Source organism: Streptomyces sp. NPDC102283 (genome assembly GCF_044766265.1).
Classification (GTDB): domain Bacteria; phylum Actinomycetota; class Actinomycetes; order Streptomycetales; family Streptomycetaceae; genus Streptomyces.
Map to the genome: position 1 here is coordinate 481,380 of NZ_JBIWLQ010000001.1, position 13,916 is coordinate 495,295.

Annotated in this window: 7 protein-coding genes; 6 read left to right on the forward strand and 1 reads right to left on the reverse strand. The window is 73.7% G+C overall.

Annotated elements, in window-relative coordinates:
* Window positions 1-277 precede the first annotated feature (277 nt).
* The 6 genes from ACIRJT_RS02435 to ACIRJT_RS02460 all read left to right on the forward strand — a co-directional run bounded on the left by ACIRJT_RS02435 (window position 278) and on the right by ACIRJT_RS02460 (window position 12,867).
* Window positions 278-3,481, forward strand: coding sequence for a protein kinase (locus tag ACIRJT_RS02435; RefSeq protein ID WP_403904426.1), 3,204 nt, complete (start codon window positions 278-280; stop codon window positions 3,479-3,481).
* Window positions 3,482-3,679: 198 nt separating this feature from the next.
* Complete coding sequence (locus tag ACIRJT_RS02440; RefSeq protein WP_403903411.1) at window positions 3,680-5,470, forward strand: serine/threonine-protein kinase; 1,791 nt, start codon at window positions 3,680-3,682, stop codon at window positions 5,468-5,470.
* Window positions 5,471-5,586: 116 nt separating this feature from the next.
* Window positions 5,587-7,245: a serine/threonine-protein kinase gene (locus tag ACIRJT_RS02445; protein WP_403903415.1), complete on the forward strand. Its 1,659-nt coding sequence runs from the start codon at window positions 5,587-5,589 to the stop codon at window positions 7,243-7,245.
* Window positions 7,246-7,417: 172 nt separating this feature from the next.
* A complete protein-coding gene (locus ACIRJT_RS02450; RefSeq protein ID WP_403903418.1) occupies window positions 7,418-9,034 on the forward strand; it encodes a succinic semialdehyde dehydrogenase in 1,617 nt (538 codons plus the stop codon).
* Window positions 9,035-9,094: 60 nt separating this feature from the next.
* The gene (locus ACIRJT_RS02455; protein ID WP_403903420.1) at window positions 9,095-10,990 is read left to right on the forward strand and encodes a GMC oxidoreductase; all 1,896 of its coding nucleotides are present in this window, start codon (window positions 9,095-9,097) and stop codon (window positions 10,988-10,990) included.
* 101 nt (window positions 10,991-11,091) lie between these two features.
* The gene (locus ACIRJT_RS02460) at window positions 11,092-12,867 is read left to right on the forward strand and encodes a peptidase (RefSeq protein ID WP_403903423.1); all 1,776 of its coding nucleotides are present in this window, start codon (window positions 11,092-11,094) and stop codon (window positions 12,865-12,867) included.
* 403 nt (window positions 12,868-13,270) lie between these two features.
* On the opposite strand, the gene ACIRJT_RS02465 is transcribed toward ACIRJT_RS02460, so the two are convergent.
* On the reverse strand, window positions 13,271-13,591 hold the full coding sequence (locus ACIRJT_RS02465) for a chorismate mutase (protein ID WP_403903426.1): 321 nt from the start codon (window positions 13,589-13,591) through the stop codon (window positions 13,271-13,273).
* Window positions 13,592-13,916 lie beyond the last annotated feature (325 nt).

Genomic DNA, 13,916 nt, shown 5'->3' on the forward strand with positions numbered 1-13,916 from the left:
CGTCCGGCACACGCCCAAGGGCTGACCGCCGGGCACGCCCGCATCGGCTCTCCGGCGGGCCCGCGGGCCGGTCGGGCGCCCGGGACCGGTCGATGGGAAACGTTTGTGCGGGCCGGGTTGGCGCGACCCGGCCCGTCGGCCCCTGTTGCCACGTATCGTAAGAGGCCGGAGACCGTACGCAGCCGGAACGGCGGGTCAATTACCCGCCGAACGACCGGGACTGACGGGTACGGGCATGTCCGATGGCCGGGAGAAGAGCGCGCTCTGGGGAGGCGTCGTGGACGACTACGCGGGTCGGGTGCTTGCCGACCGCTACCGCCTTCCGCTGCCCCCGTCCGATGGGTACGAACTGGCGGAGACCAGGGCGTTCGACACATATAGCGGACAGGAAGTCCTGGTTCGCCAGGTGCCGTTGCCGGAGATCGTGGACGCGGAGGTGCTCGACGCCGACGGGCACGCCTCGTCGTCCGGACGCGCCACCGGGCGAGCGGTCCGCCGCAGCACGGACCCCGCGGTCCGGAGGGCGATCGAGGCCGCGCAGGCCGCCGCACAGGTGCCCGACCACCCCCGGCTCGACCAGGTCTTCGACGTGTTCGCCGAAGCGGGCTCGTTGTGGATAGTGAGCGAGCTCGTCGCCGCCCGTCCGCTCGCCGCCCTTCTCGCCGAACGCCCCCTCAACCCCTACCGGGCGGCCGAGATCGGCTCCGACGTGCTCACCGCCCTGCGGGTGCTGCACGCCCACGGCTGGACCCACCGCAACATCACCGTGCGCACGGTGCTGGTGTGCGACGACGGCCGCGTCATGCTCACCGGTCTCGCGGCGGGCGCCGCCGAGGAGGCGCTCTGCGGTTACGCCCCCGGACCGGCGCCCGACACCGACCCGGTGTCCGGTCCCACGACGTACGGCATCCCGGCCGTCGAGCCCGCCGCGCCGAGGGAGCCGGGCGGCGCCTATGCGCTCCCGCCGGCCGGGGACGGGGCGGAGTACGCGGCCGTCGAGAGCTACGGATCCGTCGAGGACGGCGAGGGTTACGCGGACGTCGAGGGCGGCGAGGGCTACGGCGACGCCCAGGAGCACGCAGACGTCCAGGAGCACGCAGACGTCCAGGATTACGCAGACGTCCAGGAGTACACCGACGTCCAGGGTTACGCCGATGACGGCAGCGGCGCGGGCCGGGAGTTTTCCGTTCCGTCGCTGCCGCAGGGGTACGCACCGCGCCGGGACGACGACCGTGATGACGACCGTGATGACGACCGGCCCGGCGACCGGTCCGGCGAACAGCACGATGACCGATACGACCTGCCGCCGGGCTCGGAAGCCGAGCCCTTCGCGTCACACGGCGGGCAGGAGATCGTCCCGCGCCCCGCCGCCCCCGCCGTCCCGTACACCGCCGTGCCGCCCCCCGCCGAGCCGGGTGCCGCGAGCGCCGCCCAGCTGCGGGCCGCGCGCGCCGGAGCCATCGCCGCCTACCGGGCGGGTGCACGGGCCGCCGCCCGGGTCACCGAGGACCGGCAGCAGACCGACCGCGCGCCGGCCGATCGCACCCCGACCGACCGCGCCCCGGCCGACCTCACGAAGGCGCCGCCGGAAGGGCGCGTGCCCGCACCGGGCACCGGCGGCACCAACGGCCCCGGAGGCGGCCCCGGAACCGGAGTGGGCGCCGGAAACGACGAGGACGCCGACACCGGCGTCCTCCCGCCCCAACGTCCGGCGTCCGACGCCCCCGTGTCCCTCCGGCTGAGCTCGCCCTGGGGCATCCCCGCCGAGGCCTCCTACGACCCCTACGACGACGAGGACGACGAGGACGACGAGGACGACGAGGACGGCCCCCGGACGCCGGGCCGCCGTGTCCACCTCGCCGGGACCTGGGACGACGGGCCCGGTGCGCGGCCCGTCTCCGCGGGCGGCTCCGGCGAGGACGCGTTGCGCGCCGACTCCCGGCGGCCCGGCCAGTCGGCCCCGTCCTCCAGGCAGCTCGCCCGCACCGCGCCGCCCCGGGACGGGCGGACCGCCCCCCGGGCCTGGGAGGAGGCCGTCGCGGGCGGCGACGAGCCCGCCGTCTACCGGGGCCCCGCCACCCCGCTCGCCGCCGAACGCGCGCGCCAGGCACGGATCGCCGTCGTCGGAGCCGTCACCGAGCGATGGGCTCCCGAACAGGCGGGCCCGGTCCACGACAACTGGCAGCTCGCGCCCCCGATCGGCCCCTCCACCGACCTGTGGGCGCTCGGCGCTCTGCTCTACCGCGCCGTCCAGGGCCACGCCCCCTACCCCGAGGAGAACGCGGCCGAGCTCGTCCAGATGGTGTGCGGGGAGCCGCCCGCCTTCGCGGAGGAGTGCGGTCCGCTGCGGCCCGTCGTCGAGTCGCTGCTGCGCCAGGACCCCACGGAGCGGCCGGACTTCGAGGAGCTGCGCGGCTGGCTGCGCTCGCTGGTGCGCTCCGCGCCGGAGCCGGAGGCGGGCGCCGACGTCGTGCCGCTGCCCGCGCCCGACGCCGCCCGGCTCCCCATCGTGCGCCGCCGTGGCGAGCTCGTCCGCCGGCGCCGGGGCCGTTTCGGCGGCGGCTCGGCGCAGGGCAGGCACCGTCAGGGCAAGCGTCGGCAACCGCCGAAGCAGCGCGGTGGCGGCAACCAGTGGGACCGGCAGGAGTCGCTGCTGCCGCCGGACCGTTCCGTGCGGATACCCGTGGAGACCTGGGAGGAGGAGCCCCCGGCCCGCGCACCCCGTGCGCCCAAGGGGCCCCGGGTGCTGCGGGAACCACCGCGCCGGAGCGAGGAGTCCTCCTCCCCGCGCAGGCTCGGCCGACTGCTGCTCGTCCTCATCCTGCTGCTGATGGCCGCCGCCGTCGCGTACGCCGTGACGTTCCTGCCGAAGCAGGACCCGGGCAAGGACAGTGGAGCGCCGACGTCGCCCGCCGGCTCCGCCGCACCGCCCGCCGCCTCGGGGGAGCCCGGCCCTTCCGCATCGGCGGACGGGTCCACCGATGACCCCGGCTCCCAGCAGCCGCAGACCAGCCGGTCGGCCGTCGCGCTCGCCCCCGGCTACGCGCTCCGCGAGGACGCGGAGGGCTTCGAGGTCGGCGTACCGAAGGACTGGCAGCGCAGCCCCGCCAACGCGGACCGGCAGATCCGCTACGGCAGCGACGGGTTCACCCTGCTCGTGGTGCCCGGCCGGGACACGGTCAAGGCGGGTGGCGGCGATCCGCTGGACTACCAGCGGGACAAGGAGCCCGAGCTCCAGCCGTTCCGGGACTCCAGCTGGTCCTCCTCGTCCGGACTGCGCCGGGTCGACGTCGGGCGACAGGCCATGGCCGAGGGGCAGTTCACCTGGCAGGAGAGCGGCGGGCGCGAGGTGTACGTCCGTAATCTCGCCATGATCGTCGACGGCAGGTACCACGTCATCCAGGTCATCGGGCCCGAGAGCGACCGGGACAAGGTCACCGAGATCTACGAGCAGGCCATCGCCTCGTACCGGGTCACCTGACCGCCGGTCACACCCGACCACGCGCACGTGACGGTCCGTACCACCCGCGCCTGATCGCGCGTCATCGCCACCGCTCCGCCAGGGGCGTTGTGTGGTGCCGACAACCATCACAGTGCGGTCTCGTGGGCGATCCCCGGTTCCGCCTCCCCGCCGTGCCTCCGTAATCTGGCCATTCGAGGAACGGGGCGGGGACATCACGTGGATCGATCACAGGGCACGGACGCGGGACTGGTGCTGGCGGGGCGCTACCGGCTGGGCGACGTCCTCGGCCGGGGCGGCATGGGCAAGGTCTGGCGCGCCCACGACGAGGTGCTGCACCGCACGGTCGCCGTCAAGGAGTTGACCGCCGGGCTGTACGTCGCCGAGGCCGACCGGCTCGTCCTGCACGCCAGGACGCAGAAGGAGGCGCGGGCGGCGGCGCGCATCACGCACCCCGGCGTCGTCACCGTCCACGACGTGATCGAGTACGACAACCGCCCCTGGATCGTCATGCAGTACGTCGACGGGCCCTCGCTCGCCGACTCCGCCAAGGAGAGCGGCGAGGTCGCCCCGCGCGAGGCGGCCCGGATCGGTCTGCACGTGCTGAGCGCCCTGCGCGCCGCGCACGCGGCCGGGGTGCTGCACCGTGACGTCAAGCCCGGCAACGTCCTGCTGGCCCGCGACGGGCAGGTGCTGCTGACCGACTTCGGGATCGCCGCGATCGAGGGCGACTCCACCATCACCCGTACCGGCGAACTGGTCGGCTCCATCGACTACCTGGCCCCGGAACGGGTACGCGGCGGCGACCCCGGACCGGCCTCCGACCTCTGGTCCTTGGGCGCGACCCTGTACACGGCGGTCGAGGGGACCTCGCCGTTCCGCCGTACGTCCCCGATCTCCACCATGCAGGCCGTCGTCACCGAGGAGCCGCCCGCCCCCGTCAACGCCGGCCCGCTCGGCGCCGTGATCACCGCGCTGCTCCGCAAGGACCCGGACGACCGGCCCACGGCGGCCCGGACCGAGCAGATGCTGCTGGACGCGATGGACGGCCGCGAACCCCGCGCCGCCCAGGCGCACGTGCCGACCCAGCGCTTCCCCGAGGACGCCCGGTACGCCTACCAGGACGCGAACGGCCCCGGCGGCCCGAACGGCCCCGGCGGCCCGAACGGCCCGGGCAGCCCGAACGGTGCCGACGGTTCCGACGCCGCCACCGCCCGGCTGCCCGGCGCGGCCCTCTCCGCGACGGCGCCGCCCGCCCACGGCACGCCCGCCCCCGGCCCGGACGCCGCCGCCCCGGTCACCGGCCCCGCCTCCGCCCCGGTGACCCGGCGCGCCGGATCCCGCTGGCGCACCGTCCTCGTCGTGGTCGTCGCCGCCGCCGTCCTGGGGGGCGCGGCCGGGCTGTTCGCGATGAAGTACGGGGAGGGCTCGGACACCCCCGGCACTACGGGCGGAGGTACGGTCGCCGGCGGCACACCGTCCCCGGAGCGGACCTCCTCGGAGCAGGCCTCCCCGGATGCGGCCGCCTCCTCGGAGGGGACACCGGAGATACCCGACGGCTGGCACCGGGTCGACGACCCGGCGGGATTCAGCCTGGTGGTGCCGGAGGACTGGACCCGACAGGAACAGGACGGCCAGATCGACTACACGCCGGACGGCGGGGCCCACCGGATCCGCATCAGCGTCGACCCGGACCCGGACTTCGCCCATCCGTATCTGCACATGGAGAACATGGAGCAGCAGCTCTCCGAGCGGCTGCCGGGCTATCAGCGGATCGGGATGGAGAAGAACACCTTCCGCGACCGGCCGGGCGCCCGCTGGGAGTTCACCTGGAACGAGACCAAGGACCACCCGGGGCCCCGGCACGGGATCGACCAGATGTACTACGGCGGTCCCGGCGGCCCCGAGTACGCGCTGTATCTGACGGCCCCGCAGGAGGGCTGGGAGGCCAGCCGCGAGAAGTTCGACACCATGCTGCGCAGTTGGAGCGCCCCGAAACCCCAGCAGTGAGCGCGGCGCCCGGCGGGCGCCTGATGCTCCGGCGCGGTCGCGGGACGGTCACGGCTCCGCACTCGGTGGCCACCCCCGGTGGTGCCCGCCCCGGCGGGTGAACCAGGATGGGGTACATGACAGACCACGGGGGACGGGCGAACGAGCCCACCAGCTACGGAATCCGGCCGCCACAGCCACCGGGCGGCTTCGGCGCTCCGCATTCCGCGCCGTATCCCGCGCCTCCGGCGCACATTCCGTCCCCCACCGTCCACGCGGGCGTCCAGGACAGTGCGGTGAACCGGCTGATCGGCGGGCGCTATCGGCTCATCGCCCGGCTCGGGCACGGCGGTATGGGCACCGTGTGGCGGGCCCACGACGAGGTCGTCGACCGTGAGGTGGCCGTCAAGGAACCACGCGTACCGGAACACCTCGGCGAGCGCGAGCACAGCACGGTGCACCAGCGCATGCAGCGCGAGGCGCGCGCCGCCGCCCGGATCGACCACCCCTCCGTCGTGACCGTCCACGACGTGGCCGTCGAGGACGGCAAGCCGTGGATCGTCATGGAGCTGGTGCGCGGACCGTCGCTCGGCGACCGCCTCCAGGAAGGCACCCTGGACCCCCGCGAAGCGGCCAGGATCGGACTCGCCGTCCTCGACGCGCTGATGGCCGCCCACGCGATCGGCATCCTGCACCGGGACGTCAAGCCCGACAACGTCATGCTCGGCACCGGCGACCGGGTCGTCCTCACCGACTTCGGGATCGCCCAGGTCGAGGGCGAGCAGCAGCTCACGGAGACCGGCGCGTTCGTCGGTTCGCCCGAGTACATCTCACCGGAGCGGGTCCTCGGGCAGCGCCCCGGCCCGGAGTCGGACCTGTGGTCGCTGGGCGTCGTGCTGTACGCGGCGGTCGAGGGGATGTCCCCGTACCGCCGCTCGCACACCCCGGCCACCCTCCAGGCCGTGCTGTCCGCCGAGCCGCAGGTGCCCGCCCGCGGCACGGGCGCGTTCGGCACGCTCGTCATGCAGCTGCTCCGCAAGGACCCGGCCGCGCGCCCGCCGGCCGCCGAGGTCCGCCGGACGCTCCAGCAGCTGGCCTCCCCGGCGCCGGCGACCTCCGCGTACGGGACGGTCACCGCGGGCGGAGGAGGCGGCGGCAGCACGTGGGTGCCGCCCGTGCTGCACCGCAACCGGGTCGCCCGGTTCGCGCTCGGCGGCGCGGCCCTCGCGGTGGCGGTCTCGCTCGTCCTGCTCCTGCTGAACCCGTTCGCGGGCGACGGGCCGCCCGAGGGCTGGCAGGTCCGGCCGGAGAACGAGGTCCTGTCGGCGGACGTGGCCGTGCCGGAGGAGTACAAGCGGGTGCAGGAGGACGACGAGGGCGAACTGGTCTGGTACGCGGACCCCAGCGGCGTCTTCGAGATCGTCTTCTGGCACCGCCCCGTGGAGAGCGAGAACAGTTCGGACGACAATCCCGGCGTTGACCCGGCGGCCCGCAAGGCCTACTACGAGAAGGGCGGGAAGAGCACCACGGAGATGGAGGAGGCCTCCGTCACGTACAAGGACGCCACGCACGAGGGGCGGAAGGCGTACGAGATGACCACCGAGTTCGTGCCCTACGCCGCGTCCGGTGACGATCCGGTGCGCTACCGCTTCCGGGAGCTGCTGATCCCGGGCAAGAGGGAGAACGACCCCTACTGGCACGTGCGGGTGCGGATGCCCGCCGAGGGGGAGGCCGCCAGGGACGGCGACGCGATCTTCACCGAGGTCACCGAGGGGCTGAAGATTCACGCCTCCTGAGTGCCGCGGGTCGGCCGCCGGGGGCCGGCCGGTCGCATAGCCACTGATCAGCAGTTATGTCGCCAGCGATCACTGGCTGGTTCGAGGAGGGTGTCCGGCGGGGTGGCGGGTCCTGTGAAAAACTGTTACCCACGGGTACCCAAAGCCTCCGGCTGGACATACTCTCGGCCTCATGACGGACTCGCAGGCCCCTGACGCCCCTCTCGGTACGAACCCCGTGGCGGCCGCGCCCGCCGGTGTGCGCACCGCCGCCGACGTGGTCACCCCCGAGGTGATCGCCCAGCTGACCCGCGGTGTCGTCGGGTCGGGCCGCACGGCCAACCACACCCCCTTCACCGGGGAGAAGCTGGCCGACCTGCCCGAGTCCACCTCCGAGGACGTCGCCACCGCCTTCGACCGGGCCCGCGCCGCCCAGTCCGTCTGGGCCGCCGTCCCCGTACGGCAGCGGGCCGCCGTCCTGCTGCGCTTCCACGACCTCGTCCTCAGCCGCCAGTCCGAGGTCCTCGACCTCATCCAGCTGGAGACCGGCAAGGCCCGCCTGCACGCCCACGAGGAGGTGCAGGCCGTCGCCGTCGCCGCCCGCCACTACGGGCGCAAGGCCGTCTCCTACCTCAAGCCCCGCCGCCACACCGGCGTCGTCCCGACGCTCACCAAGGTCACCGAACTGCGCCAGCCGCGCGGCGTCGTCGGCCAGATCGCCCCCTGGAACTACCCGCTCGAACTCTCCGTGGGCGACGCGCTGCCCGCGTTCGTCTCCGGCAACGCCGTCGTGATGAAGCCCGACACGGAGACCGCGCTCACCGCCCTGTGGGCCCGCGACCTGCTGATCGAGGCCGGACTGCCCGCCGAGGTCTTCCAGGTCGTCCTCGGCGAGGGACCCGTCGTCGGCCCCGAGGTCGTCAGCCGCGCCGACTACGTCTCCTTCACCGGCTCCACCCGCACCGGCCGCGAGGTCGCCGTCGGCGCCGCGTCCCGGCTGGTCGGCGTCTCCCTGGAGCTCGGCGGCAAGAACGCCATGCTCGTGCTGGAGGACGCCGACGTCGAGAAGGCCGCCGCCGGCGCCGTCCGCGCCTGCTTCTCCTCCGCCGGACAGCTCTGCATCTCCATCGAGCGGCTGTACGTCCACGAGTCGATCGCCGACGACTTCGTGGAGCGCTTCGCCACCCGGACGAAGGCCATGCGGCTCGGCAGCGCCCTGGCGTACGGGGCCGACATGGGCTCCCTCGTCGGCGAACGCCAGCTGGAGACCGTGACGCAGCACGTCGACGAGGCCGTCGAGAAGGGCGCGAAGCTGGTCGCCGGCGGCGTCGCCCGCCCCGACATCGGCCCGCTGTTCTACGAGCCGACCATCCTCGACGGGGTGGAGGCGCCGATGACCGTCTGCACCGAGGAGACCTTCGGACCGGTCGTCTCGATCTACCGCTTCAGCGACGAGGACGAGGTGATCGCGCTGGCCAACGCCACCCCGTACGGCCTCAACTCCAGCGTCTGGACCACCGACTCCCGGCGCGGCCACCGGGTCGCCGCCCGGCTGCGCACCGGCACCGTCAACATCAACGAGGGGTACGCCCCCGCCTACGGCAGCGTCCAGTCCCCGATGGGCGGCATGAAGGAGTCCGGCCTCGGCCGGCGGCACGGCTCCGAGGGCATCCTCAAGTACACCGAGGCCCAGACCGTCGCCCAGCAGCGACTGATCCCGCTCGCGCCGTCCTTCGGGATGGACGACGAGAAGTACGCCGCGTTCATGACCCGCAGCCTCAAGGCGATGAAGGCGTTCCGGCTGCGCTGATCGCCCGGAGGCCGCAGCGGCGTCCGCCCTTTTCGTACCGATCCCGTTCCGAGGAGTGCCATGTCCCAGGACAGCCCTGCCCAGAAACAGGCCGTGAGCCCTGCGCCGGTGAGCCACGTTCCGGCCGAGGACGACGCCGCGTACGACTACGACGTCCTGGTCGTCGGATCGGGCTTCGGGGGAGCGGTGTCGGCGCTCCGGCTGACCGAGAAGGGATACCGGGTCGGGATCCTGGAGGCGGGCCGCCGCTTCACCCCCGGCACCCTCCCCAAGACGTCCTGGGACCTGAAGAACTACCTCTGGGCCCCCGCGCTGGGCCTCTTCGGCATCCAGCGCGTCCACCTCCTCGGCAACGTCATGGTGCTCGCCGGGGCCGGGGTCGGCGGCGGATCGCTCAACTACGCCAACACGCTGTACGTGCCGCCCGCCCCGTTCTTCGAAGACCGCCAGTGGGCCTCGATCACCGACTGGCAGGACGAGCTGAAGCCGTACTACGACCAGGCCCGCCGCATGCTCGGGGTCCGCCTCAACCCGACCATGACCCCCTCCGACGTCCACCTCAAGGCCGCCGCCGAGGCCATGGGCGTCGGCGACACCTTCCACCTGGCCCCGGTCGGCGTCTTCTTCGGCGACGGCAAGGACGCCGACGGCACCGCGAGGACCCGGCCAGGCTCCACCGTCCCCGACCCGTACTTCGGCGGCGCGGGCCCCGCCCGCAAGGCGTGCACCGAGTGCGGCGAGTGCATGACGGGCTGCCGCCACGGCGCCAAGAACACCCTCAACGAGAACTACCTCCACCTCGCCGAGAAGGCCGGAGCGGTCATCCACCCGATGACGTCCGTCGTCGCGGTCACCGACGACCCCGAGGGCGGCTACCGGGTCCTCACCGTCCCCACCGACCGCCGCCGCAGGGCCAGGCCCACGAAGCTGCGCGCCCGCAAGGTCGTCGTCGCCGCCGGCACGTACGGCACCCAGACCCTGCTGCACACCATGAAGGACCGGGGCCTGCTGCCCCGGCTCTCCGCGAGGCTCGGCGAGCTGACCCGTACCAACTCCGAGGCGCTGGTCGGCTCCCAGACCAGCGACCGCCGCTACCGCAGGAAGCACGGCACCGCGAAGGCCGACTTCTCGCAGGGCGTCGCGATCACCTCCTCGATCCACCCGGACGGCAACACCCACATCGAGCCCGTCCGCTACGGCAAGGGCTCCAACGCCATGGGCGCGATGTCGATCCTCCAGGTCCCCTACGGGGCCCACCGGGTACGCGGCTGGCTCGCCAACATGGTCAAGCACCCGACCCTCGCCGCCCGTTCGCTCTCCAACCACCACTGGTCGGAACGCACCATCATCGGCCTGGTCATGCAGTCGCTGGACAACTCCCTGACGACGTACCGCAAACCGGGCGGCATCGGCAAGGGCCTGCTCACCGCCCGCCAGGGCCACGGCGCGCCCAACCCGACCCAGATACCGGAGGCCACCCGCAGCGCCACCCTGCTGGCCGAGGAGATCAACGGCTTCGCCGGCTCCAACGTCGGCGAACTCATGGGCACCCCGCTCACCGCCCATTTCCTCGGCGGCTGCCCGATCGGCGCGAGCGCCGACGAGGGCGTCGTCGACCCGTACCACCGCCTCTACGGCCACCCCGGCATCAGCGTCGTCGACGGCTCCGCGGTCTCCGCCAACCTCGGCGTCAACCCCTCGCTGACCATCACCGCCCAGGCCGAACGCGCGATGTCCTTCTGGCCCAACAAGGGCGATGCGGACCCGCGCCCGGAGCAGGGCGAGTCCTACGAGCGGCTCACGCCCGTGGAGCCGCTCGCGCCGGCCGTGCCGAAGGAGGCGTTCGGCGCGCTGAAGCTGCCGTTCCTGGGCATCCCCGTGGTGCCGCCGAAGGGGACGGCGGAGGCCGGGGCGGGCATCGAGGGCGTCGGGAACACCCCCGTACCCAATCCGTGATCCACCTCCGGGCAACTCTTCGGTGAGCTGCGCGGTCGAACCCGTACCGCGATGACCGTCACAGCGGTCACCCAGCTTCCGCCGAGTCCCAGAGGTCCCCGATGACACCCTTCTCCCCGAGAGCAGCGCTGCGCCGTGCGGCGGTCTCTCTCGCCGCCGGCGGCCTGCTGGCCGCGGCCTCGCTCGCCGGGGCGGCCGCCCCGGCGGCAGCCGCCGACCGCCCGGTGTTCGCCCTCGGCGGCCCCGCCGAGACGGGGCTGAGCCCGTACCCGGAGAGCGGCGAGCCGCGGCACTCCACGGTCGGCATCACCATCGACAACCCGAGCCAGGACGAGGACGGCGGTTACGGGGGCGACTTCACCCTCACCTTCGACCTCATCGGCATCGACGGCGTTGCCGAGGTGGCGTTCGACGGCGAGTCCGGCAGTGCGGACTGCCAGGTCACCGGCGCAAAGGCGGTCTGCGAGGACTGGGGCGTCTGGCCGGGCAACCAGCCCGCCGCCGACCTCCTGGTCACCGCCGCCGAGGGCAGCCGGGCCGGGGCCACGGGCACGATCAGGGTGACCGGCGAGGCGCAGGGCGCGACCTTCACCCCGTTCACCACCCGGCTCACGGTCGGCGGCACCGACCTGGTCATGGAGGAACTCCCCTTCGACCAGGAGCTGGACCCGGGCGACGAGCAGCAGGCTCCGATCACCTTCTCCAACCGGGGCACCCGGGACGCCGACGGCGTCCTGCTCACCCTCATGTACACCCGCGGCCTCGACATTCCGCAGCGCTACGCCAACTGCGAGTACACGGTGGATGATCCGGATGATCCGGACGTCCCGGGCATCGGTTGGACCACGGCCCTCTGCTCCGTCGAGGGCGCCTTCGAGGCGGGCGGGACGTACACCCTGGCGACCCCGCTGACCATCGAGGCCACCACCCGCGCCTACTACGACACCTTCGTCTACCGCATCCACGAGGACGGCGCCGCCCAGCGCACCGCCCAGCGTGCGGGCGCCCCCTTCGCGCGGGGCGCGGGCCCCGTGCTGAAGGCGGTCCCGGCGAAGGCCTCCCAGCAGGGCGTGACCGCCCGGGGCGGCGACCTCAACCCGCAGGACAACCAGCAGGAGGCCGACTTCCGTACGAGGAACACGGCCGACTTCGCGGCGTACGGCGACGAGGCGTCCGGAGCCGCCGGGACCACGGTGAAGGCCGACATCGGCTTCCGCAACGAGGGCCCCGCCTGGATCGGCCACCTCCGCTCCGGCGAGCCCGTCGCCACTCTGGACTTCACCGTCCCGCAGGGCGCGTCGGTCACCGCGAAGCCGGACCGCTGCCGTGCGGTGACCGCCGGAGGGAAGTACCGCGAGGACCAGAAGAGCCCCGCGCCGCGTTACGTCTGCGACACCTCGATGACCGTGTGGGACGGGGCCGACCTCGGCCTGCCGTTCGAGCTGCGGATCGACAGGGCTCTGATCGGCGCGAGCGGCGAGGTGACCGTCCGCAGCACCTGGCCGCAGAACCCGGCGCTGCCGTTCGACCCGAAGACGGCCAACAACACCGCGTTGCTCGTCCTGAACGGGGAGGGCGGCGGCACGACGGGCGGCTCCGGGGGCTCGACGGGCTCCGACGGCGGCGGCTCCGGTGAACCGTCCACGCCGCCGACCTCGGCCCCGGACCCGGAGGAGAGCCCGTCCGGCACCTCCGGACCCTCGGCGTCCACCACGTCCGGCGGCTCGGCGGGGACGGCCGGGGGCTCCGGCGGCGGAGGCGGCCTCGCCTCGACGGGATCGGTCGCCCTGATCGCCTCGGGCACGGCGGCCGCGGCGCTGGCGGCGGGCCTGGTGCTGTTCACGGCGGCACGGCGACGGGCTGCGCGGCACGCCTGACCGGCGGAGGCCGACGAAGGAGAAGGCGGAGGGCCAGGGAGAAGGCGGAGGGTCGGGAAGAAGGCGGAGGAGGGAGCCGGCCTCCGCCCGGATACGTTCCGATGCGGCCGACCCGGGCGTCCCCGGGTCCGGCCGCATATGGGGTGACCGGGCTGCTGTCCCCTGCGGACCGGTCACTTACGCCGGGACGTGGTCCCACGACGTACCTGCAGTACGTCACACGTCCCGGCGGAGCCACGCGTGGTTTCCTACCGGTGCCGCCCCTGGTTGGCACGGACATCAGGCTCAACGAAGGCACCGCGCTCCCGGTCACGCGCCGTACGGGTGAGACGGGTCCCGAACGCAGATACGGCCCCTGTCCGGCAAGCGGAGAACCGTTCCGTCCGGGGGCGCCCACCAGGTCTCACACCCGGCCGCGGCACAGCTCCAGGAGCGTCATCGCCAGAGCGGTGCCCGGCTTGCCCAGCGCGTCCCTGTAGTGGCCGAGCACGGCGGTCTCCCGGGAGAGGTTGACCCGCCGGCCGCCGGAGGTGATCCGGGCCTCCTGGATCACCGCCGAGACGGCCATCCGTTCCTGGACGAGGCCGATGATCTGGTCGTCGAGCGCGTCGATGCGCTCCCGGGCGCCGCCGATCAGGGCCGCGGCCTCGTCGGTGCGGGCGCCGGTCCGCTCGGCGGGGGTGACGGCGGGGGTGCCGGTGGTGGTGCCGGTGGTGCTGCTCATGGTGGTGACTCCCGGTGGGGTGACGGCCCCCCGGGGCGAGAAGGCCCGGACACGCGAGACGCCCCGGGCCTGCTGGCCCGGGGCGCCTGGAACGTTGCTTGTCAGTAGCTCAAGCAGCACGACCATGGCAGCCGGCGGGCCGGATGCCATAGGTAAAGACGAAGGTCGTGTGCTGACGCATGGGGGACAGTATGGCCCCGGCCCGGCGGCCCCCACAAAACGGGGCCCGGATCCTGAGACGCGACGGGCACCGGTCCCGGGGCGTCGGCCCCGTCCCCCGGCCCGGCGGAGGGCTCGCGCACGGCCGGTAGAATCGGAAGAACCG